The 20,031-nt window shown below is 69.6% G+C and carries 23 protein-coding genes; 11 read left to right on the top strand and 12 right to left on the bottom strand.

The annotated features are described in order from the left end of the window. The 3 genes from IE209_RS11035 (at position 1) to hslO (ending at position 2,445) form a co-directional block, all read left to right on the top strand. Positions 1–819, top strand: a complete 819-nt coding sequence (locus IE209_RS11035; RefSeq protein WP_373305322.1) for a ferritin-like domain-containing protein — start codon at positions 1–3, stop codon at positions 817–819. Positions 820–845: 26 nt separating this feature from the next. Next, positions 846–1,370, top strand: coding sequence for a gamma carbonic anhydrase family protein (locus IE209_RS11040; RefSeq protein ID WP_189687006.1), 525 nt, complete (start codon positions 846–848; stop codon positions 1,368–1,370). Between the two features lie 76 nt (positions 1,371–1,446). Next, the gene (hslO, locus tag IE209_RS11045) at positions 1,447–2,445 is read left to right on the top strand and encodes an Hsp33 family molecular chaperone HslO (RefSeq protein ID WP_189687007.1); all 999 of its coding nucleotides are present in this window, start codon (positions 1,447–1,449) and stop codon (positions 2,443–2,445) included. Here hslO and IE209_RS11050 read toward each other — a convergent pair. From IE209_RS11050 to pyrG, 6 genes are read right to left on the bottom strand one after another with little or no spacing between them, the layout of a single operon-like run. Continuing rightward, positions 2,439–3,086 carry an AAA family ATPase gene (locus tag IE209_RS11050; RefSeq protein WP_229882806.1) on the bottom strand — a complete coding sequence of 216 codons (648 nt, stop codon included), beginning with the start codon at positions 3,084–3,086 and terminating at the stop codon, positions 2,439–2,441. The genes hslO and IE209_RS11050 overlap by 7 nt on opposite strands. Beyond that, positions 3,083–3,730 carry a nicotinamide riboside transporter PnuC gene (pnuC, locus tag IE209_RS11055; protein WP_189687008.1) on the bottom strand — a complete coding sequence of 216 codons (648 nt, stop codon included), beginning with the start codon at positions 3,728–3,730 and terminating at the stop codon, positions 3,083–3,085. Before pnuC ends, IE209_RS11050 begins: the two co-directional genes overlap by 4 nt. Next, a complete protein-coding gene (locus IE209_RS11060; RefSeq protein ID WP_114465542.1) occupies positions 3,730–4,005 on the bottom strand; it encodes a septum formation initiator family protein in 276 nt (91 codons plus the stop codon). Before IE209_RS11060 ends, pnuC begins: the two co-directional genes overlap by 1 nt. Before the next feature lie 38 nt (positions 4,006–4,043). After that, a complete protein-coding gene (gene eno / locus IE209_RS11065; RefSeq protein WP_189687009.1) occupies positions 4,044–5,327 on the bottom strand; it encodes a phosphopyruvate hydratase in 1,284 nt (427 codons plus the stop codon). 44 nt (positions 5,328–5,371) lie between these two features. Next, positions 5,372–5,662, bottom strand: a complete 291-nt coding sequence (locus IE209_RS11070) for a DUF1330 domain-containing protein (protein WP_189687010.1) — start codon at positions 5,660–5,662, stop codon at positions 5,372–5,374. A gap of 27 nt (positions 5,663–5,689) precedes the next feature. Then, a complete protein-coding gene (gene pyrG / locus IE209_RS11075; protein WP_189687011.1) occupies positions 5,690–7,369 on the bottom strand; it encodes a CTP synthase in 1,680 nt (559 codons plus the stop codon). Between the two features lie 135 nt (positions 7,370–7,504). Between pyrG and coaBC the strand changes: the two genes are divergently transcribed. The 3 genes from coaBC to dut are packed head-to-tail and all read left to right on the top strand — an operon-like array spanning position 7,505 to position 9,524. Then, positions 7,505–8,749 (top strand): bifunctional phosphopantothenoylcysteine decarboxylase/phosphopantothenate--cysteine ligase CoaBC, encoded by a 1,245-nt coding sequence (gene coaBC, locus IE209_RS11080; protein ID WP_189687012.1) that lies wholly within the window; start codon positions 7,505–7,507, stop codon positions 8,747–8,749. Then, positions 8,749–9,081, top strand: a complete 333-nt coding sequence (locus IE209_RS11085; RefSeq protein WP_189687013.1) for a hypothetical protein — start codon at positions 8,749–8,751, stop codon at positions 9,079–9,081. The genes coaBC and IE209_RS11085 overlap by 1 nt, the downstream gene beginning before the upstream one ends. Further along, complete coding sequence (dut, locus tag IE209_RS11090) at positions 9,078–9,524, top strand: dUTP diphosphatase (protein ID WP_145546321.1); 447 nt, start codon at positions 9,078–9,080, stop codon at positions 9,522–9,524. Before IE209_RS11085 ends, dut begins: the two co-directional genes overlap by 4 nt. A gap of 16 nt (positions 9,525–9,540) precedes the next feature. Here the strand turns inward: dut and IE209_RS11095 are convergent, their stop codons facing one another. Next, a complete protein-coding gene (locus IE209_RS11095; protein ID WP_189687014.1) occupies positions 9,541–10,065 on the bottom strand; it encodes an FKBP-type peptidyl-prolyl cis-trans isomerase in 525 nt (174 codons plus the stop codon). 68 nt (positions 10,066–10,133) lie between these two features. On the opposite strand from IE209_RS11095, the gene IE209_RS11100 reads away from it, so the two are divergent. From IE209_RS11100 to IE209_RS11110, 3 genes are all read left to right on the top strand, one after another. Further along, positions 10,134–11,261 carry a cupin domain-containing protein gene (locus IE209_RS11100; RefSeq protein WP_189687015.1) on the top strand — a complete coding sequence of 376 codons (1,128 nt, stop codon included), beginning with the start codon at positions 10,134–10,136 and terminating at the stop codon, positions 11,259–11,261. Continuing rightward, on the top strand, positions 11,254–11,754 hold the full coding sequence (locus IE209_RS11105) for a hypothetical protein (protein ID WP_189687016.1): 501 nt from the start codon (positions 11,254–11,256) through the stop codon (positions 11,752–11,754). The genes IE209_RS11100 and IE209_RS11105 overlap by 8 nt, the downstream gene beginning before the upstream one ends. Before the next feature lie 160 nt (positions 11,755–11,914). Next, a complete protein-coding gene (locus tag IE209_RS11110; RefSeq protein ID WP_189687017.1) occupies positions 11,915–12,271 on the top strand; it encodes a hypothetical protein in 357 nt (118 codons plus the stop codon). Between the two features lie 51 nt (positions 12,272–12,322). Here IE209_RS11110 and IE209_RS11115 read toward each other — a convergent pair whose 3' ends face one another. The 5 genes from IE209_RS11115 to IE209_RS11135 all read right to left on the bottom strand — a co-directional run bounded on the left by IE209_RS11115 (position 12,323) and on the right by IE209_RS11135 (position 17,107). Continuing rightward, on the bottom strand, positions 12,323–13,099 hold the full coding sequence (locus IE209_RS11115; RefSeq protein WP_189687018.1) for an MBL fold metallo-hydrolase: 777 nt from the start codon (positions 13,097–13,099) through the stop codon (positions 12,323–12,325). Positions 13,100–13,114: 15 nt separating this feature from the next. After that, on the bottom strand, positions 13,115–14,206 hold the full coding sequence (gene bamC / locus IE209_RS11120) for an NlpB/DapX family lipoprotein (protein WP_189687019.1): 1,092 nt from the start codon (positions 14,204–14,206) through the stop codon (positions 13,115–13,117). A gap of 38 nt (positions 14,207–14,244) precedes the next feature. Then, positions 14,245–15,141 carry a 4-hydroxy-tetrahydrodipicolinate synthase gene (dapA, locus tag IE209_RS11125; protein ID WP_189687020.1) on the bottom strand — a complete coding sequence of 299 codons (897 nt, stop codon included), beginning with the start codon at positions 15,139–15,141 and terminating at the stop codon, positions 14,245–14,247. Between the two features lie 60 nt (positions 15,142–15,201). Continuing rightward, on the bottom strand, positions 15,202–15,768 hold the full coding sequence (locus IE209_RS11130) for a class I SAM-dependent methyltransferase (RefSeq protein WP_189687021.1): 567 nt from the start codon (positions 15,766–15,768) through the stop codon (positions 15,202–15,204). Positions 15,769–15,883: 115 nt separating this feature from the next. After that, positions 15,884–17,107: an MFS transporter gene (locus tag IE209_RS11135; protein WP_189687022.1), complete on the bottom strand. Its 1,224-nt coding sequence runs from the start codon at positions 17,105–17,107 to the stop codon at positions 15,884–15,886. A 102-nt stretch (positions 17,108–17,209) separates the two neighbouring features. Here IE209_RS11135 and IE209_RS11140 point away from each other — a divergent pair, with 102 nt between their 5' ends. Both IE209_RS11140 and IE209_RS11145 read left to right on the top strand, forming a co-directional pair. Beyond that, the gene (locus IE209_RS11140) at positions 17,210–19,189 is read left to right on the top strand and encodes a DNA topoisomerase IV subunit B (protein WP_189687023.1); all 1,980 of its coding nucleotides are present in this window, start codon (positions 17,210–17,212) and stop codon (positions 19,187–19,189) included. Further along, positions 19,189–19,989 carry a lytic transglycosylase domain-containing protein gene (locus IE209_RS11145; protein ID WP_189687024.1) on the top strand — a complete coding sequence of 267 codons (801 nt, stop codon included), beginning with the start codon at positions 19,189–19,191 and terminating at the stop codon, positions 19,987–19,989. The genes IE209_RS11140 and IE209_RS11145 overlap by 1 nt, the downstream gene beginning before the upstream one ends. Positions 19,990–20,031: the final 42 nt, after the last annotated feature.

The following is a 20,031-nucleotide window of genomic DNA, read 5'->3' on the forward strand; positions in this document are numbered from 1 at the left end:
TTGACCCAATCTCCGAACATCGAAGCCGGCCTGCGTCCCGCCGCGCTGGCCGCGCTCTGCGAAAGCGCGCCCGCGCGCAAGGCCGTGCGCGCGCGTGCGCTGGACGATGGCCTGCCGCTGGACGCGCAGCAGCGGCTCGAGGCGCCGGCCGCGGTGCCGGGCCGGCCGGCGCAGCCCATGCTGGTGCCGCACCAGCAGCTCAAGCCGCGGCCGGTGCACACCCCCGCGGGCCGTGCCGTGTTGCTGCACGCGCTGGCCCACATCGAATTCAACGCCATCAACCTGGCCTGCGACATCCTGTGGCGCTTTGACGGACTGCCCGAGGCCTTCTACCGCGACTGGGCCCGTGTGGCGCGCGAGGAGGCCTTGCACTTCCAGCTGCTGGCCGCACATCTGGCAGAGTCGGGCCACGCCTATGGCGACTTCCCGGCCCACAGCGGCCTGTGGGACATGGCCGAGAAGACGCAGGACGATCTGCTCGCGCGGCTGGCCCTGGTGCCGCGCACGCTGGAGGCGCGCGGCCTGGATGCCGCGCCGCCGATCCGCGCCAAGCTGGTTGCTGCAGGCGACCGGCGTGCGGGCGAGATCCTGGACGTGATCCTGGCCGACGAGGTCGGCCACGTGGCCATCGGCAACCACTGGTACGGCTGGCTGTGCCGGGCGCGCGGGCTGGAGCCGGTCGCCACCTACGCGGCGCTGGCACGCCAGTACGGGGCGCCGCGGCTCAAGGGCCCGTTCAATCTGGAGGCCCGGCGCGCGGCCGGCTTCAGCGAGGCCGAGCTGGCCGCCCTGCAGCAGCCGGACGCCTCCCTACAATGACCCGGACACCACCACGAGGACGCAAGATGGCTTTGTACGCATTGGATGAACGCACGCCCCAGGTGGCCGAGACGGCCTGGGTGGCCGAGAGCGCCCAGGTCATCGGCGGCGTGGCCCTGGGGCCGGACAGCAGCGTCTGGCCCGGCGTGGTGATCCGCGGCGACAGTGGGCCGATCTCGGTGGGCGAGGGCAGCAACATCCAGGACAACAGCGTGCTGCACGCCGACGAAGGCGTGCCCCTCACCATCGGCAAGCACGTCACCGTGGGCCACCAGGTCATGCTGCACGGCTGCACGGTGGGCGACGAGTCGCTGATCGGCATCGGCGCCATCGTGCTCAACAACGCGAAGATCGGCCGCAACTGCCTGGTCGGCGCGGGGGCGCTCGTGACCGAGGGCAAGGAATTCCCGGACGGCTCGATGATCGTCGGCAGCCCCGCCAAGGTGGTGCGCCAGCTGACGCCCGAGCAGATCGAGGGCCTGCGCCGCAGCGCGCGGCATTACATGGACAACGCCCGGCGCTACCGCGCGGGCTTGAGGAAGATCGGCTGATGCGCGCCGTGCCGGGCCGCCCCAAACAAGCGCGCTCCCGCTCGGCGGGACCGGCCGCAGGCCGAAGGGTGCAGAAATGAGTGAATTGCGCAAGTTTCTGTTCGACGGCCTGCCCGTGCGGGGGGCCATCGTGCGCCTGACCGACGCCTGGCAGGAGGTGCTCCGCCGGCGCGCGTCCAACACCACGGCGGGTGCCTACCCGGCGCCCGTGCAGTCGCTGCTGGGCGAGATGACGGCGGCCGCCGTGCTGATGCAGTCCGGCATCCAGTTCGATGGTGCGCTGGTGCTGCAGGTGTTCGGCGACGGCCCGCTCAAACTGGCGGTGGTGGAGGTGCAGTCCGATCTGCGCGTGCGGGCCACGGCCTCGCTGAGCGGCGCGGTCGAGAACGGTGCCGCCCTGTCCGAACTCATCAACCAGAATGGCCAGGGGCGCTGCGCGATCACGCTGGACCCGGCGCGCAAGCAGCCCGGCCAGCAGCCCTACCAGGGTGTGGTGGCGCTCAGCGACGGCGAGGGCCAGGGCTTCGAGCGCATGGCCGAGGTGTTGCAGCACTACATGCGCCACAGCGAGCAGCTCGACACCGTGCTGGTGCTGGCAGCCGACGCCCAGGTGGCGGCCGGCCTGCTGATCCAGCGCCTGCCCGTCAAGGGCGAGGCCAACCTGGCCGGCCAGGCCAGCGAGGGCGAGGATGCGGCGCAAGCCGACACCCAGGGCCAGAACGAGGACTTCAACCGCATCGCCCACCTGGCCAGCACGCTCAAGCGCGAGGAACTGCTGACGCTGGACATCGACACCGTGCTGCGCCGCCTGTTCTGGGAAGAGCGCGTGCTGACCTTCGCGCCGCTCACGGGCGAGGCCGGCCCGCGCTTCGCCTGCACCTGCAGCCGCGAGCGCGTGGCGCAGATGATCCGCGGCCTGGGGCAGGCCGAAGCCGAGTCCATCCTGGCCGAGCGCGGCGACATCGAGGTGGGTTGCGAGTTCTGCGGCCAGCATTACCGCTTCGACGCGGTCGACGCGGCGCAGATCTTCGCCGCGCCGGGCTCGCTGCCGCCGGGCAGCCAGTCGGTTCAGTAGCCCTGCAACCGGCGGAACAGCCGGTGCTCGCAGGCCGCGTCGCCATCGCAGGCGCAGCGCCAGCGGGCGGCGGCCGGCGCGTCGGGCAGGGCGCCCAACCGGGGGGCGAGCACGGGCAGGGCGCGCAGCGCGCGCTCGGCGCGGGCCAGCCGCGCAGGGCCGTGGCCGTAGACCACCTGGAAGGGCAGGCCGGCGCGGTCCAGCGCTGCACGCACCAGCGCGTCCACGGGCGCCTGCACCTGTGGGCCGTCGCGCTGGATGCCGTCGGCCACCCAGGGCAGGTCCAGCCCCATGACCAGGGTCAGGGCGTAACTGCGCTGGTGCTCCAGCGCGAACGGGTACAGCGTGCGGTCGGCGAACAGCAGGTCGCTGTAGACGGCGACCATGAGCGGCGTGGTGTCGGCGATGAGCAGGTCCGGTGCCCTGGCGCCGGCGCGGGCGATGGCATCGGCGTGGGCGCGGGCGATGCCTTCCTGCTCGTCCGCACGCGGCGTGCGGCCGGCGTCCAGGCACCACTGGCGCAGCAGCTCGGGCACCAGTTCCACGGTCAGCCCGCGCGCGGTGAGCGATTGCGCCAGCGCCTGCGACAGCGCGGTCTTGCCGCTGCTCTCGGCCCCGAGCAGCGCGATGCGCAGTGTCACGGGGAGCCCGGGACGGCCGCCACGAGCCGGCGTTTCCAGGCCTGCCAGCCCAGCCAGCTCAGACCGATGAACAGCGCGTAGAGCAGCGTGGTCAGCCACAGGCCCTTGTAGGCGAACAGGCCCACACTGACGGTGTTGACGACCAGCCAGACCAGCCAGTTCTCGATGTACTTGCGGCCCAGCAGGTACTGGCCGACCAGGCTCACGGCCGTGGGAAAGGCGTCCCACCAGGGCACATCGGTGTCGGTGAAGCGCATCAGGAACAGCGCCACCAGCGGCCACAGCACAGCGCAGGCCGCCACCACGGCCCAGCAGCCCGCCGCGGACAGGCGCGCCACGCGCAGCGCCGAGCCATCGGGCCGGTGACCGCGCAGCCAGTTGAACCAGCCCCACAGGGCGACGCTGGCGAAGAAGATCTGCAGCGCCGCATCGCCGTAGAGCTTGCTGCGCGAAAACAGTCCGAAATAGAGCAGCGAGCTCACGGCGGCCAGAGGCCAGCCCCAGTGCCGCTCGCGGATGTTGAAACCCACCATGGCCAGCGCCAGCAGCACGGCAACAATCTCGAGCCAGCTGCTGGCCACGCCCCACAGCGTGAAGGCCGGCTCCAGCAGCCACAGCCACAGGGCGCGCAGCGGCTCGGGCATCAGCGGGTGAGTTGCACGAACAGTTCGTTGGGCTTGACCATGCCCAGTTCGCCACGGGCCTTTTCTTCCACCATCTCCAGGCCGTCCTTGAGGTCGGCCACCTCGGCCGCGAGCCGGTCGTTGACGGCCTGGGCCTTGGCGTTGGCGGCCTGCTGGTCGATCAGCCGCTCCTGCAGCTCGGCCACATTGGAGATGCTGCCGCGGCCGAACCATAGCTGGGCGTGCACGACGGCCAGCAGCACCAGCAGCACGGCCGGAACGAAGCGCGAGCCCATGGGAACGGCGACGGAAGCAGAGGGTGGGAGCGGGACGCTCAGCGCAGCACGTTGAACGCGCGGCGGCCCGGGTAGCGCGCGACGTCGCCGAGGTCTTCCTCGATGCGCAGCAGCTGGTTGTACTTGGCCATGCGGTCCGAGCGCGACAGCGAGCCGGTCTTGATCTGGCCGGCGTTGGTGCCCACCGCGATGTCGGCGATGGTGGAGTCTTCGGTCTCGCCCGAACGGTGGCTGATGACCGAGGTGTAGCCCGAGGTCTTGGCCAGCTCGATGGCGGCGAAGGTCTCCGACAGCGTGCCGATCTGGTTGATCTTGATCAGGATGGAGTTGGCGATGCCGCGCTCGATGCCTTGCTGCAGGATCTTGGTGTTGGTCACGAACAGGTCGTCGCCCACCAGCTGTACGCGCTTGCCCAGCACCTCGGTCTGGTGCTTCCAGCCATCCCAGTCGCCTTCGGCCATGCCGTCCTCGATGCTGATGATGGGGTACTTGTCGCACCAGCCCGAGAGCATGGCGGTCCACTCTTCGCTGGACAGCGACAGGCCTTCGCCCTCCAGCACGTACTTGCCGTCCTTGTAGAACTCGGAGGCCGCGCAGTCCAGGCCCAGGGCGATCTGCTCGCCGGGCTTGTAGCCGGCCTGCTCGATGGCCTGCAGGATCATCTGGATCGCGGCCTCGTGGCTGGCCACGCTGGGGGCGAAGCCGCCTTCGTCGCCGACGGCGGTGCTGATGCCTTGGTCGTGCAGGATCTTCTTGAGCGCGTGGAAGGTCTCGGTGCCATAGCGCAGGGCTTCGCGAAAGCTCGGTGCGCCGACCGGGATGATCATGAACTCCTGCAGGTCCAGCGAGTTGTTGGCGTGGGCACCGCCGTTGATGACGTTCATCATCGGCACCGGCAGCGAGACGCCACCCATGCCGCCGAAGTAGCGGTACAGCGGCAGGCCCGATTCCTCGGCGGCGGCGCGGGCCACGGCCATGGAGACGGCCAGCATGGCGTTGGCGCCCAGGCGCGACTTGTTCTCGGTGCCGTCCAGGTCGATCAGCGTCTTGTCCAGGAAGGCCTGCTCGGAGGCGTCCAGGCCCAGCACGGCTTCGCTGATCTCGGTGTTGACATGCTCGACGGCCTTGAGCACGCCCTTGCCCAGGTAGCGGCTCTTGTCGCCGTCGCGCAGCTCGATGGCTTCGCGCGAACCGGTGGAGGCGCCCGAGGGCACGGCCGCGCGGCCCATGGTGCCGGATTCCAGCAACACGTCGCATTCGACGGTGGGGTTGCCGCGGCTGTCCAGGATCTCGCGACCCACGATGTCTACGATGGCACTCATTGCTACGTCTTTCTAAGAGCTAGGGAATCCTTGGGGCGGGCGCTTCAGACGCCTTCGACCACGATCATGCGCATGATGGCCGCGCCCTGGCGTGCCGCGCGCGCCTTGCCGTACTCGGGCGAGGCGTCGAAGGCCTTGGCGGCCTCGACGCTGGGGAACTTGAGCATGACCAGCCGGCTCGGCGACCAGTCGCCTTCCAGCACCTCGACCTTGCCGCCGCGCACACAGACCTCGGCGCCATGCGCCTGCATCGCGGCCGTGGACCACTTCTTGTACTCCTCGTACTGTGCAGGGTTGGTGACGGTGACGTCGGCAAGGATGTAGGCGCTGGGCATGCGGTCGGGTCTTTCGGTGGTGGGCGATCAGGCCGTGGTGGCCGGTTCCGTGGGCTGGGGCAGTTGGGCCTGCTGGTGGTCCAGCGCCGCCTTGACGAAGGCGTTGAACAGCGGGTGGCCGTCCCAGGGCGTGGACTTGAACTCGGGGTGGAACTGCACGCCCATGAACCAGGGGTGCTGGCTCTGCGGCAGCTCGACGATCTCGGTGAGTTGCTCGCGCTGCGTCAGCGCGGAGATCACGAGGCCGGCAGCGCGCAGCTTGTCCAGGTACTTGACGTTGGCCTCGTAGCGGTGGCGGTGGCGCTCGGTCACCACGTCGCCGTAGATCTTGTGCGCCAGCGTGCCCTTGGCCACGTCCGAGCTCTGCGCGCCCAGGCGCATGGTGCCGCCCAGGTCGGAGTTCTCGTCGCGCGTCTTGATGCTGCCGTCGGCGTCCTTCCACTCGGTGATCAGCGCGATCACGGGGTGCGGCGCGGTGGGCTCGAACTCGGTGCTGTTGGCATGGGCCAGGCCCGCCACATGGCGCGCGAACTCGATGGTCGCGACCTGCATGCCCAGGCAGATGCCCAGGTAGGGCACGCGCTGCTCACGCGCATAGCGCGCCGCGCAGATCTTGCCCTCGACGCCGCGCTTGCCGAAGCCGCCCGGCACCAGCACGGCGTCGTACTGCGCCAGCTGCGCCACGTTGCCCGGCGTGATGGTCTCCGAGTCGATGTAGCTGATCTTGACGCGCGCATGGTTGCGCATGCCGGCGTGGCGAAGCGCCTCGTTGAGCGACTTGTAGCTGTCCGACAGGTCGACGTACTTGCCGACCATGGCGATGTTGACCTCGTGCTGCGGGTGCTCGGTCTCATACACCAGGTCGTCCCAGCGCTTGAGCTTGGCCGGCGGCGTGTTCAGGCGCAACTTGTCGCAGATCAGGCCGTCCAGGCCCTGCTCGTGCAGCATGCGCGGCACCTTGTAGATGGTGTCCACGTCCCACATGGAGATCACGCCCCAGCGCGGCACGTTGGTGAACAGGGAGATCTTCTCGGCTTCTTCGTCGGGGATGCGGCGGTCGGCGCGGCACAGCAGCGCGTCGGCCTGGATGCCGATCTCGCGCAGCTTCTGCACCGTGTGCTGCGTGGGCTTGGTCTTGAGCTCGCCGGCCGCGGCGATCCAGGGCAGATAGGTCAGGTGCACGAAGGCGGCCTGGTTCGGGCCCATGCGCAGGCTCATCTGGCGCACGGCTTCCAGGAAGGGCAGCGACTCGATGTCGCCCACGGTGCCGCCGATCTCGACGATGGCCACGTCCACCGCGTCCGGCGTGCCGACACCGGCGCCGCGCTTGACGTATTCCTGGATTTCGTTGGTCACGTGCGGGATCACCTGGACCGTCTTGCCCAGGTAATCGCCACGGCGCTCCTTCTCCAGCACGGACTGGTAGATCCGGCCCGTGGTGAAGTTGTTGGCGCGCCGCATGCGCGTGTTGATGAAGCGTTCGTAGTGGCCCAGGTCCAGGTCGGTCTCGGCGCCGTCGTCGGTGACGAACACTTCGCCATGCTGGAACGGCGACATCGTGCCGGGATCGACGTTGATGTACGGATCGAGCTTGATGAGGGTGACCTTCAGGCCACGCGATTCCAGGATCGCAGCAAGGGAGGCTGAGGCGATTCCCTTGCCGAGGGAGGACACCACACCGCCGGTGACGAAGACGAATTTGGTCATGTCAGGGTCGGGAAAACGTTCCCGGGGAGGTGGTAAAGCGAGATTATAGAAGGGCGCCCGGCCCCATCGTGGTGCGCCTGCGGGTGGCCTCGGCCTGTCTGCTAAATTGCGCCCCCACGTCAACGAGGGAACCCCATGGACAACTCTGCCCAGCCTGCGCCGGGCGCGGCAGGCGACCTGGCCGGCCGCCACATCGTGCTGGGCCTGACCGGCGGCATCGCCTGCTACAAGTCGGCCGAGCTGTGCCGGCTGCTCGTCAAGCAGGGCGCGACCGTGCAGGTGGTCATGACCGAGGCGGCCGAACAGTTCATCACCGCCGTGACCATGCAGGCGTTGTCGGGCCGGCCCGTGTACGGCTCGCAATGGGATGCGCGCGAGCCCAACAACATGCCGCACATCAACCTCTCGCGCGAGGCCGATGCGATCGTGCTGGCGCCGTGCAGCGCGGACTTCATCGCGCGGCTGGTGCAGGGCCGCTCCGACGAACTGCTGAGCCTCTTGTGCCTGGCACGGCCGATGCAGCGCGTGCCGCTGCTGGTGGCGCCGGCCATGAACCGCGAGATGTGGTTGCACCCTGCGACCCAGCGCAACATGGCGCAGTTGGCTTCCGACGGTGCGGTGCTGCTGGGCGTGGGCAGCGGCCCGCAGGCCTGCGGCGAGACCGGCGACGGCCGCATGCTGGAGCCGGCTGAGATCGCCCTGGACCTGATCGCCCACCTGGCACCCAAGCCGCTCGCGGGCCAGCATGTGCTGGTCACGGCCGGGCCGACCTTCGAGGCCATCGACCCGGTGCGCGGCATCACCAACCTGTCCAGCGGCAAGATGGGCTTTGCGATCGCGCGCGCCGCGCGCGAGGCCGGCGCCCGCGTCACGCTGGTGGCCGGGCCCGTGCACCTGGCCACGCCGCGCGGCGTCGCGCGCGTGGACGTGCGCTCGGCGCAGGACCTGCTGGCAGCGGTGGAGCGGCATGTGGATGCGGCCACCGTGTTCGTGGCCACGGCGGCCGTGGCCGATTGGCGGCCGGCCGTTGCCGCCGAACAGAAGATCAAGAAGGACGGCTCGGGCCAGGTGCCGGCCCTGGCCTTCGTCGAGAACCCCGACGTGCTGGCGCGCGTGGCGCAGTCGGACCGTGCGCGAAGCGGCAAGCTCTACTGCGTGGGCTTCGCGGCCGAGAGCGAGGCCCTGCTGCAGAACGCCGAGGCCAAACGGGCACGCAAGGGCGTGCCGCTGCTGGTGGGCAATATCGGCCCCGCGACCTTCGGCCAGGATCACAACGCCTTGCTGCTGGTCGACGAAGCCGGCGCGCGCGAGTTGCCCCATGCGCCCAAGCTGGCGCTGGCGCGCCAGCTCGTGGCCGAGATCGCCACGCGCTTGCGCTGATGCCCTCTCCCTACGACACACCGCCCGATGGCGACTTTGCGCGCTACATCGAGCAACTGACCCGGCCACAACCCCCGGCCGCCGCGCCTGCGCCCAAACGCCCTCCGCGCACGCCCGTGCCCAAGACCATCCCCGCGGCCGCCAGGCCCTTCTCCCCGCTGCGCCAGGTTGCGCAGGGCGCGCTGTTCGCGTACGTCGCCTGGCTCATGCTGTCCGCGGCCGTGCCGCTGCTCGCGCCCTGGGGCGGGCTGGTCGGCCTGGCCTACCTCGTCTTCGCCTTTTTGCGCTTGCGCCACCTGCCGTGGCGTAAGCTGCTCCAGCCCAAACCATGAACATCGACGTCAAGATCCTCGACCCCCGCATGGCCGAACAGCTGCCGGCCTATGCCACGCCGGGCAGTGCCGGCCTGGACCTGCGCGCCTGCCTGGACGCGCCGCTGCTGCTGGCACCCGGCGCCTGGGAACTGGTGCCCACCGGTATCGCCATCCACCTGGCCGACCCGGGCTACGCCGCCATGATCCTGCCGCGCTCGGGCCTGGGCCACAAGCACGGCATCGTGCTCGGCAACCTCGTGGGACTGATCGACAGCGACTACCAGGGCCAGCTCATGGTCAGCGCCTGGAACCGCAGCAGCACGGCCTACACCGTGCAGCCGCTGGAGCGCATCGCGCAGCTGGTGGTGGTGCCCGTGGTGCAGGCCAAATTCAACATCGTGCAGGACTTCGAAGCTTCCGCCCGCGGGGCGGGCGGTTACGGTTCTACCGGGACCGCCTGAGCCGCGGCGCAGCGCTTCAGTGCAGGGTGTCGTTGCCGGCCACCGGCACCTGGACCTTGAAGAAGCCCGTGCCGGCCGTGCCGCGGCCGATCTCGTCCTCGGTCGCCTCGCGCACGGCGTTGACCGTCAGCGACAGGCGCAGCGCGATGCCGGCCAGCGGGTGGTTGCCGTCCAGCACCACGTGCTCGGGGTAGATCTCGGTCACCGTGTACATGCGGTTGCGGGGAATGCCCGCCGACAGGCCCTGGGGCAGGGCCGTGCCCTCGAAGCTCATGCCTTCCTCGAGCACGTCGGGGAACAGCGCGCGCGGCTCCAGGAAGATCAGCTCTTCGTTGAAGTCGCCGAAGGCGTCCTCGGGTTCCAGGTGCAGGTGCAGCTGGTCGCCGGCCACATGGCCCTGCAAGGCCTCTTCGACCTTGGCCAGCAGATCGTCGCCGCCGACCAGGAATTCCACGGGGTCGCTCAGCACGTCCAGGTCTTCGCCCAGCGTGTCCTTGAGGGTCCAGGTCAGCGCCACGACGCATTGGGGGATGATTTCCATGGAAGAATTGTCGCAGCTTCGCCCCGCCGGCATCCGCGCGGGGCGATGGCGTTTTTGCACAGGACTCCATGGACACGACCCAACCCCTGCCGCTGCTGGGCGGCCTTTCGCCCGAACGCTTCATGCGCAGGCACTGGCAGAAAAAGCCCCTGCTGGTGCGTGGCGCCATCCCCGGCTTCAAGGCCCTGCTGGAACGTTCTGCGCTGTTCGCGCTGGCGGAGCAGGAGGGCGTGGAGTCCCGCCTGGTGCAGCAGGGCGCCAAGGGCTGGACGCTCCAGCACGGCCCGTTCGCGCGGCGCGCACTGCCGCCGCTGAGCCGGCGCCAATGGTCGCTGCTGGTGCAGGGCGTGGACCTGCACAGCGATGGCATTCATGCGCTGCTCCAGGCCTTTCGCTTCGTGCCCGACGCGCGGCTGGACGATGTGATGATCAGCTATGCCACGGACGGCGGGGGCGTCGGTCCGCACTTCGACAGCTACGACGTGTTCCTGCTGCAGGCCCATGGCCAGCGCCGCTGGCGCATCGGCCGCCAGCGCGACTTCCAGCTGCAAGAGGGCGTGCCGCTCAAGATCCTGGCGGCCTTCGAACCCGAAGAGGAATACGTGCTGGAGCCCGGCGACATGCTCTACCTGCCGCCGCGCTACGCGCACGACGGCGTGGCGGTCGGCGAGTGCATGACGTATTCCATCGGCTTCAGGGCGCCCAGCCGCGGTGGCATCGCCCGCGAGCTGCTGCAGCGGCTGGCCGACACGGCAGAGGAGAGCCTGGGCGCTGCGCTGTACCGCGATCCCAAGCAGACGGCCACGCCACAGCCGGCCGCCGTGCCGGTCGAGGTGCGCTCGTTTGCGGCCGATGCCCTGCGCGCTTTGCTGGACGACCCGGCCGCACTGGACTGCGCGCTCGGCGAAATCCTGAGCGAACCCAAGGCGCAGGTCTGGTTCGGCGAGGGCGCGGACCTGCCCGAGGGCTGCGGCGTCGCGCTGGACCGGCGCAGCCGCATGCTCTACGACGCCGGCCATGTCTACCTGAACGGTGAGAGCTGGCGCGCCGGCGGCCGCGATGCGCGCCTCATGCAGCGCCTGGCGGACCTGCGCCGCCTGTCGGCACGCGAGGTCGCCGGCGCCAGCGAGGGCGCGCGCGAACTGCTCGCGCAATGGTGCGAAGACGGCTGGCTGCAGCCGCTACCGCATGGCTGAGGACGCCGCGCCGGCGCTGCCGCAGGGCCGCTTCGCGGGCCGCGCGCAGTTCCACCAGTGGTTGTGCGCCGGTCTGCAGGCGGCCGCGCGCGCCGGCTGGGCCGAGCTGATCCTGGCCGATGCCGACTTCGCCGACTGGCCGCTCGGCGAGCGCGCCGTGGTCGCCGAGCTGCAGGCCTGGGCGCGGCCGGGCCGCCGCTGCACGCTGCTTGCAGGCAGCTACGAGGAGCTGCGGCGGCGCCATGCCCGCTTCGTGCAGTGGCGCATGCAATGGGACCACCTGATCAGCTGCCGCGCCTGCAGGGCCATGGACCGGCAGGATTTCCCGAGCGCGCTGTGGAGCCCGCACTGGAGCCTGCGCCGACTCGACACCGTGCACTGCACCGGATGGGCCGGGCCCGAGGCGGCACGCCGTGTGCAGACGCAGGAATTGCTGGCCGAGGCGCTGCGGCGCAGCACGCCCGCATTCGCGGCCTCCGTGCTGGGTCTGTAACCAGGGTTTACACGGGGTTTACAGAATGTCGCTGCCTATAATCGCGGGCTGAGCTGAAGGCGACCTTGTGCTTTCAACTCGGTCGTTGCAGCCCCTCGTTCTTCTGGCGGGACTGCAGCTCTTCAGGACTGTTTTCCAGAGAACACAAAGGATTCATGCAATGAACAAGAAGCTCGTTCTGGCCGCTCTGATGGCCGCTGCTGCCCTGGCCGCCTGCGGCAAGAAGGAAGAGCCGGCGCCCGCGCCTGCTCCGGCTCCTGCTGCCGAAGCACCGGCGCCCGCGCCCGCCGCAGCTCCGGCCGAAGCTGCTGCTTCCGCCGCCGCCGATGCCGCGAGCGCTGCCTCCGCTGCAGCCGACTCCGCTGCTTCGGCCGTGGGCTCCGCCACCGAGGCCGCCAAGGATGCCGCTGCCGCTGCCGTGAACAACGCCACCGAAGCCGCCAAGGACGCCGCTGCTGCCGCGTCCGACGCCGCCAAGGCCGCCGCCGAAGCCGCCAAGGGCGCTGCCAAGCAGTAAGCTGCTCCGCAGCCTGTCCGAAGGAGCCACCGCAAGGTGGCTTTTTCGTTTCTAGACCTCGATCCAGTCCGTGCCCGTGACCGGGTCGGCCACGCCCAGCGCCAGGCTGCCGCAGCCTTGCGCGCCGGCCAGTGCGGCCAGTGCCAGCTCGGGCCGGTTGTTCTGCCGGCTCAGGTGCGCGGCGACGATCTGCTGCAGGCCCTGCGCCGCCAGCGCCGTGGCGATCCCCGCCGCCAGCGGGTTGGCCAGATGGCCGTGCGTGCCCCCCACGCGCCGTTTGAGGAAGTAGGGGTAGGGAGAGGCGGCCAGCAGCTCCGGGTCATGGTTGCATTCCAGCAGCATCGCGCGGCAGCCGGCCAGCTGCGCCAGCACATGCTCGGTGGCGTGGCCGAGATCGGTCAGAACGCCCAGGCAGGTGGCGCCGTCGGACAGGCGCAGCTGCAAGGGCTCGCGCGCATCGTGCGGCACCGTGAAGGGGCGGAACTGCAGCGCACCCAGGCCGACCACGTCGCCGTCGCGCGCGATGTGCAGCAGATCGCCCAGGTCGGGCGCGCCGATGGCCTGGTGCGTGCCGTGGCTCATCCACAGCGGGATGCGGTGGCGCAGCGCGATCTTGCAGGCGCTGCCGATGTGGTCGCTGTGCTCGTGCGTGATGAAGATCGCGTCGATGTCGGCCATGTCCAGGCCGGCGAGCCCCAGACGCGTGGCCAGCGTGCGCGGGCCCAGGCCGCAATCGATCAGCAGGCGGTTGGGCCGGCCGCCGTCACGGGCTTCCACCACGGTGGCGTTGCCCGAACTGCCGCTGCCCAGGTTCTTGAAGCGCAGCATCTGTGCGCCGGCTCCTCAGCGCAGGTCGTCGGCGATGACCTTGACGATGTTCTGCGCGTCGGCCTGCTTGGCCGGGCCGCCATCGGCGCCCAGCACGGCCACGGTGCTGATCTCGCCCTGGCTGCGCACCGTGATGCGGTACTTGAGCGGTGCCTCGGTCTTGGAGGAGCTGCCGAACAGCTTGCCGAAGAAGCCGGGCTCGGCCTTGTTCGGATTGGGCGCCACGTAGCGCACGAAGTAGGTGCCCTGGCTGCGGTCACGGTCTTCCACGGTGAAGCCGGTGCGGTCCAGTGCCAGGCCGACGCGGCGCCAGGCGCGGTCGAAGCCGTCGTCCATCTGCACCACGGGCTGGTTGTCGACCGTGGCCACGCGCGTGGTCGAGCGCACCATGGTCTCGGACGCGGCCGCGGCCTTGACCTGCTCGTCGCGTGTGCCCAGCTTGACCATCAGCCGGCGCAGGAACTCGGCTTCGAGCTCGGGATCGACGGCGCGCGGCTGCCAGACGGTGCGGTCGCGGGCGTTGGTGTCGGGATAGACCTCGATCATGCCGCGGTGGCTGATGAAGATCTCCGAGCCTTTGGCCGTGCGCTCGATGCGGGTGCGGAAGCGGTCGCGCTCACCGGTGGAGTAGACCGAATCCAGCACCTTGCCCAGCGTGCTGCGGATGAAGTCCTGCGGCAGCTTGGCACGGTTCTCGGCCCAGTCGGTCTCCATGATGCCCAGGTTGCGCTGGTCGATCGTGAGCAGGAAGCCGTTCTCCTGCCAGAAGTCGCGCACCTGGTCCCAAAGCTTCTCGTCCGGCGCACGGTCGAGCACCAGCCAGCGCGTGTTGCCGTCGCGCTCGATGCGCACGTCGCCGATCTGGCTGGCCGCGATGGGCACGCCGGCCTGCTGCTGCGGCTGGGTGGTCTGGTAGGCATTGGCCGAGATGGTGCTGCCGGGCACCACGTAGCGGCTGTCGCGGCTCAGCTGCGTGAGGTCGGGCGGCACCTCCAGCGTGGGCGCCTTGCCGGCGCTCTTGTAATCGATCTTGCTGCCTTCGAGCACCGAGCAGGCGCCAAGCGCCAGGGACAGCGCGAGCAGCGCCAGTCGAGCGGGAAATTTCACGGACGGGATTCCTGTAGAAAGACCGGGGCGCCGGCGGCTCAGAGCAGGCCGCTGGCGCGCAATGCCGCTTCGACGACGGCTTCGTTGTTCTGGGCGAGGGGGGTCATGGGCAGGCGCATGGTGCCGCCGCACAGGCCCATGCGGGCCATCGCCCACTTGAGCGGGATGGGGTTGGCTTCGACGAACAGGTGCTTGTGCACGGGCAGCAGCTTGCGCTGGATCTCCATGGCGCCGCGCGCATCGCCGGCGATGGCGGCCACGCACAGTTCGTGCATGAGGCGCGGCGCGATGTTGGCCGTCACGCTCACATTGCCCTGGCCGCCGCACAGCATCAGCGCCACGGCGGTCGGGTCGTCGCCCGAATAGACGGCGAAGCCCTTGGGCACGTCGCGGATCAGCCACTGCGCACGTTCGATGTTGCCCGTGGCTTCCTTGATGCCGACGATGCCGGGCACCTGGGCCAGGCGCAGCACGGTGTCGTGCGCCATGTCGGCCACGGTGCGGCCGGGCACGTTGTACAGCACGGTGGGCAGGTCGCCGACGGCTTCGGCGATGGCCTTGAAGTGCTGGTACTGGCCTTCCTGCGTGGGCTTGTTGTAGTAGGGCACGACCTGCAGCTGGCAGTCGGCGCCGACCTTCTTGGCGAAGCGGGCCAGCTCGATGGCCTCGGCCGTGGAGTTGGCGCCGCAGCCGGCCATGATGGGCACGCGGCCCTTGGCTTGTTCCACCGAGACGCGGATGATCTCGCAATGCTCTTCGACATTGACGGTGGGCGACTCGCCCGTCGTGCCGACCACGCCGATGCAGTCGGTGCCTTCGGCGATGTGCCAGTCGATCAGCTTGCGCAGCGCCGGGTAGTCGACGCTGCCGTCCTCGTGCATGGGCGTGACGAGGGCGACGATGCTGCCCGTGATGCTGGCGGTTAAAGAGGTCATGTCCGCGGTCTGGAACGGAAAAACGCGCATTCTACCCAGCCGGTCTTGGCTGGAAGGGGCTCAGAGCCGGTGGCGCGGCGGGAGTTCCGTCGGGCTTTCCCGTACGGCGGCGATGCGTTGCACGAAGCGCGGGTGCTCCTCGAGGAAGCCGTCTTCGTAGGCGACCACGCGCAGGTCCGCCGCAGCGCGCAGCAGTTCCCCGGGCCGCAGCAGGAATTCGGGCCGCGACGGCCGGCCGACGGCCTCGTTGCCGAGCGCGAAGGTTTCGTAGACCAGCACGCCGCCCGGGCCGACCGCGGCCACCACCTCGGCCAGGCGCGGGCGCCAGAGGTAGTTCGTGACGACCACGGCGTCGAACCGGCGGCCCGCCAGCGGCCAGGGGCCGTCTTCGAGCTCTGCCTGCAGCACCTCGGCACCGGCTGCGGCCAACGGTGCCAGGCTGGCCAGGGCCTCGGGCGCGCGGTCGATCGCCGTCACGGCGAAGCCCTGCGCGTGCAGCCAGTAGGCGTGGCGGCCGGGCCCGCAGGCCAGGTCGAGCACATGTCCGCCGGGGGTGATCAGATGCGCCCAGCGCTGCACCCAGGCCGACGGCGGGTGCAGCGGGGCGGGCGGTGTGACGGCGCTCAAAAGCAGGCCCAGACCTGGTTGGCCAGCCCCACCATGAATTCGGGCTGCAGGTACATCGTGAACACGCCGGCCAGGGCGGCCAGCGCGATGGACCAGGCCGCGATGCGTGCCATGCTCATGTGGCCTTCAGCGCCGCGCCGCGCCGGATCGCGGCTTCCTTGACGGGCAGGTTCACGAGCCCGGCGAAGACCCCGAGCGCGATGGTGATCATCCAGACCACGTCGTAGCTGCCCGTGCGGTCGTACAGGTAGCCGCCCAGCCAGACGCCCAGGAAGGAGCCGATCTGGTGCGAGAAGAACACGAAGCCGCCCAGCATCGAGAGGTGCTGGATGCCGAAGATCGAGGCCACGGCGGCCGTGGTCGGCGGCACGGTGGACAGCCACAGCAGGCCCATGGTGGCGGCGAACAGGTACACGCTCAGGGGCGACAGCGGTGCCAGGATGAAGGCCGTGATGACCACGGCGCGCGCGAAGTAGATGAAGGACAGGATGTTCTTCTTGGCCATGCGCTGGCCCAGCGTGCCCGCGATGTAGGTGCCGAATACGTTGAACAGCCCGACCAGCGCCAGCGCGTAGCTGGCCACCTGGGGCGACAGGCCGTGGTCTTTCAGGTAGCTCGGCAGATGCACGCCGATGAAGACGACCTGGAAGCCGCAGACGAAGTAGCCGGCCATGAGCAGCTGAAAGCTTGGGTACTTGAAGGCCTCGGCCAGCGCCTGGGCGATGGTCTGCTCGCGCTTCACCGGTGCCGCGCCCGTGAAGCCCGGCTCGCGCAGCGCGAAGGCCAGCGGCACGATCAGGAGCGCGGCCGCGCCCAGGATCACGAGCGCCTCCTGCCAGCCGAAGCGCGCGATCAGAAAGCCCTCCACCGGCACCATCAGAAACTGCCCGAACGAGCCGGCCGCCGCCGCGATGCCCATGGCCCAGGAGCGCCGCTCGGCCGAGACGTTGCGGCCGATCACGCCGAAGATCACGGCGTAGGTGGTGCCGGCCTGGGCCATGCCCAGCAGCACGCCGGTGGACAGCGAGAACATCAGCGGCGTGGTGGCATGGGCCATGCCGAACAGGCCGAGCGCGTACAGCGCGGCGCAGACCAGCAGCACGCGGAAGGCGCCGAAGCGGTCGGCCGCCATGCCGGCGAAGATGCCGGCGATGCCCCAGGAGATGTTCTGGACCGCAATCGCCAGCGCAAAGGCCTCGCGCGTCCAGCCATTGGCCTGCGTGATGGGCTGCAGCCACAGGCCGAAACCGTGGCGGATGCCCATGGACAGCGTCACGATCAGGCCGCCGCAGACCAGGATGCGGGCCAGCGGAAGGGGTGTCTTCGTTGTATTTGTCATGGGGGCGCACTGTAGTGAATTTGCGTGACCCTTGCCGTCGCCCAGACTCCGGTCTGTGTTTGCATCCAGTCGCGCCGCGCGGCGACCCTACAATCCCGCGCCATGGCAACCCAATCCTCCGCTAAGGCGCAGCCACAGTACGGCGAAGCCTCCATCCGAGTTCTGAAAGGCCTGGAGCCCGTCAAGCAGCGGCCCGGCATGTACACGCGCACCGACAACCCGTTGCACGTGGTCCAGGAAGTGCTGGACAACGCGGCCGACGAGGCCCTTGCCGGCCACGGCAAGCGCATCCGCGTGACGCTGTTCGCCGACGGTTCCGTCGGCATCGACGACGACGGCCGCGGCATCCCGTTCGGCATGCACCCCGAAGAGAAGGCACCCGTCATCGAACTGGTCTTCACGCGCCTGCACGCGGGCGGCAAGTTCGACAAGGGCAAGGGCGGCGCCTACAGCTTCTCGGGCGGCCTGCACGGCGTGGGCGTGTCCGTCACCAATGCGCTGGCCCGGCGGCTGGAAGTCACGAGCCACCGCGAGGGCCAGGTGGCCCGGCTGGTGTTCGCCGATGGCGACGTGGCCGAGCCGCTGGTCGTGCGCAAGGCGGGCGAGGGCGATCGCCGCAGCGGCACCTCGGTGCGCGTGTGGCCCGACGCCAAGTACTTCGACAGCGAGGCCCTGCCCATGCAGGAGCTGGCGCATCTGCTGCGCAGCAAGGCCGTGCTGATGCCGGGCGTCACCGTCTCGCTGACGGTCGAGAAGACCCGGGAAAGCCAGACCTGGCAGTACAAGGGCGGGCTCACCGACTACCTCTCGCAGACGCTCACGGCCGATCCCGTGATCCCGCTGTTCGAGGGCGAGGGCTATGCCGACAGCAACGAGACCTTCGCCGAGGGCGAGGGTGCGCAGTGGTCGGTCGCCTTCACCGAGGACGGCCACGTGGTGCGCGAGAGCTACGTCAACCTGATCCCGACCAGCGCCGGCGGCACGCACGAGGCCGGCCTGCGCGAGGGCCTGTTCACGGCCGTCAAGAGCTTCATCGAACTGCATTCGCTGCTGCCCAAGGGCGTCAAGCTGCTGCCCGAGGATGTGTTCGCGCGCGCCAGCTACGTGCTGTCGGCCAAGGTGCTGGACCCGCAGTTCCAGGGCCAGATCAAGGAACGGCTGAACTCGCGCGACGCCGTGCGCCTGGTGGCCAGCTTCGTGCGGCCTGCGCTTGAGCTCTGGCTCAACCAGCATGTGGACTACGGCAAGAAGCTGGCCGAGCTGGCCATCCGCGCCGCACAGACGCGCCAGCGCGCGGGCCAGAAGGTCGAGAAGCGCAAGGGTTCGGGCGTGGCCGTGCTGCCCGGCAAGTTGACCGACTGCGAAAGCCGCGACATCTCGCACAACGAGGTCTTCCTGGTCGAGGGCGACTCGGCCGGCGGCAGCGCCAAGATGGGCCGCGACAAGGAATGCCAGGCCATCCTTCCGCTGCGCGGCAAGGTGCTCAACACCTGGGAGGTCGAGCGCGACCGGCTGTTTGCCAACACCGAGATCCACGACATCTCGGTGGCGGTGGGCGTCGACCCGCACGGCCCGAACGACAACCCCGACCTCTCCGGCCTGCGCTACGGCAAGATCTGCATCCTGGCCGACGCCGACGTGGACGGCTCGCACATCCAGGTGCTGCTGCTCACGCTGTTCTTTCGGCACTTCCCCAAGCTCATCGAAGCCGGCCACGTGTTCGTGGCGCGCCCGCCGCTGTTCCGTGTCGATGCGCCGGCGCGGGGAAAGAAGCCGGCCTCCAAGACCTACGCGCTGGACGCTGGCGAACTGACCGCCATCCTCGATAAACTGCGCAAGGAAGGCGTGCGCGAGGGCAGCTGGACCATCAGCCGGTTCAAGGGCCTGGGCGAAATGAGTGCCGAGCAGCTGTGGGACACCACGCTGAACCCGGACACGCGGCGCCTGCTGCCGGTGCAGCTCGGTTCCGTGGACTTCACGGGCACCGAACAGCTGATCACCAAGCTCATGGGCAAGGGCGAAGCCGCATCCCGTCGCGAACTGATGGAATTGCATGGCGACGCCGTCGAGGTGGACATCTGATGGCACGCGCACGACGGAACTGGAAGACACTGCTGGCAACGCTGACCGCCGCCGCCACCTTGTGGCCGGTGGCGTCGCGCGCGGATGTCTGGGGTTTCATCGATGCGCGCGGCGTCGCCCATTTCTCCAGCCACCAGGTCGACGAGCGCTACACGCTGTTCTACAAGGGCGACGACAGCTTCGACACCCGCAGCGGCATCGGCGCCTTCAACCCGGCGCCGGAGGACCGGCCCGCGCTGCCGCTCAAGCTGCAGAACTTCTTCGAGGTCTCGCCGACCTACAAGCAGGTGCTGCCGCATCTGCGTGCGGCTGCGGCCAAGCACGGCATCGAGATCGAGCTGCTGCAGGCGCTGATCGTGGCCGAGTCGGGGTTCGACCGCCAGGCCGTCTCGCCCAAGGGCGCGGTCGGCCTCATGCAGATCATGCCCGCCACGGCCGAGCGCTACGGCCTGGTGGGCGATGCCAAGGTGCCGATCGAGGCCAAGCTCACCGACCCCAAGACCAACATCGGCATCGGCACGCGCTACCTGCGCTTCCTGCTCGACCTGTTTCCGGGCCAGCTCGAACTGGCGCTTGCTTCCTACAACGCAGGCGAAGGCGCCGTGCAGAAGGCCGGCAACCGGATCCCGAACTACAAGGAAACGCAGGACTACGTGCGCACCGTCACGCGGCTGTACCTGGGCCTCAAACCGCCGCCGGAAACACGCCGGCTGCAGCTGCCGCAGCAGCGCCTGCGCATGGAGCTGCGTGGCCGTGCGCCCGCGGGCGACGCCGGCACGCAGCTCGCGCAGCAACCTTGATCTCCTGAGCCGGCCCGCACCGGCCATCACTGCGGCGGCCTC

The sequence above is a fragment of the Pseudorhodoferax aquiterrae genome, from assembly GCF_014652235.1.
Taxonomy (GTDB): Bacteria; Pseudomonadota; Gammaproteobacteria; order Burkholderiales; family Burkholderiaceae_C; genus Pseudorhodoferax; species Pseudorhodoferax aquiterrae.

Excerpts from the sequence above, each read along its gene's own strand:
- pyrG (WP_189687011.1), bottom strand. The coding sequence starts at position 7,369 with ATGACCAAATTCGTCTTCGTCACCGGCGGTGTGGTGTCCTCCCTCGGC.
- IE209_RS11040 (WP_189687006.1), top strand. The coding sequence starts at position 846 with ATGGCTTTGTACGCATTGGATGAACGCACGCCCCAGGTGGCCGAGACG.
- IE209_RS11060 (WP_114465542.1), bottom strand. The coding sequence starts at position 4,005 with ATGGGCTCGCGCTTCGTTCCGGCCGTGCTGCTGGTGCTGCTGGCCGTC.
- coaBC (WP_189687012.1), top strand. The coding sequence starts at position 7,505 with ATGGACAACTCTGCCCAGCCTGCGCCGGGCGCGGCAGGCGACCTGGCC.
- IE209_RS11145 (WP_189687024.1), top strand. The coding sequence starts at position 19,189 with ATGGCACGCGCACGACGGAACTGGAAGACACTGCTGGCAACGCTGACC.
- IE209_RS11140 (WP_189687023.1), top strand. The coding sequence starts at position 17,210 with ATGGCAACCCAATCCTCCGCTAAGGCGCAGCCACAGTACGGCGAAGCC.
- hslO (WP_189687007.1), top strand. The coding sequence starts at position 1,447 with ATGAGTGAATTGCGCAAGTTTCTGTTCGACGGCCTGCCCGTGCGGGGG.
- IE209_RS11105 (WP_189687016.1), top strand. The coding sequence starts at position 11,254 with ATGGCTGAGGACGCCGCGCCGGCGCTGCCGCAGGGCCGCTTCGCGGGC.
- IE209_RS11110 (WP_189687017.1), top strand. The coding sequence starts at position 11,915 with ATGAACAAGAAGCTCGTTCTGGCCGCTCTGATGGCCGCTGCTGCCCTG.
- pnuC (WP_189687008.1), bottom strand. The coding sequence starts at position 3,730 with ATGCCCGAGCCGCTGCGCGCCCTGTGGCTGTGGCTGCTGGAGCCGGCC.
- IE209_RS11095 (WP_189687014.1), bottom strand. The coding sequence starts at position 10,065 with ATGGAAATCATCCCCCAATGCGTCGTGGCGCTGACCTGGACCCTCAAG.
- dut (WP_145546321.1), top strand. The coding sequence starts at position 9,078 with ATGAACATCGACGTCAAGATCCTCGACCCCCGCATGGCCGAACAGCTG.
- IE209_RS11115 (WP_189687018.1), bottom strand. The coding sequence starts at position 13,099 with ATGCTGCGCTTCAAGAACCTGGGCAGCGGCAGTTCGGGCAACGCCACC.
- dapA (WP_189687020.1), bottom strand. The coding sequence starts at position 15,141 with ATGACCTCTTTAACCGCCAGCATCACGGGCAGCATCGTCGCCCTCGTC.
- IE209_RS11100 (WP_189687015.1), top strand. The coding sequence starts at position 10,134 with ATGGACACGACCCAACCCCTGCCGCTGCTGGGCGGCCTTTCGCCCGAA.
- eno (WP_189687009.1), bottom strand. The coding sequence starts at position 5,327 with ATGAGTGCCATCGTAGACATCGTGGGTCGCGAGATCCTGGACAGCCGC.
- IE209_RS11135 (WP_189687022.1), bottom strand. The coding sequence starts at position 17,107 with ATGACAAATACAACGAAGACACCCCTTCCGCTGGCCCGCATCCTGGTC.
- IE209_RS11085 (WP_189687013.1), top strand. The coding sequence starts at position 8,749 with ATGCCCTCTCCCTACGACACACCGCCCGATGGCGACTTTGCGCGCTAC.
- IE209_RS11070 (WP_189687010.1), bottom strand. The coding sequence starts at position 5,662 with ATGCCCAGCGCCTACATCCTTGCCGACGTCACCGTCACCAACCCTGCA.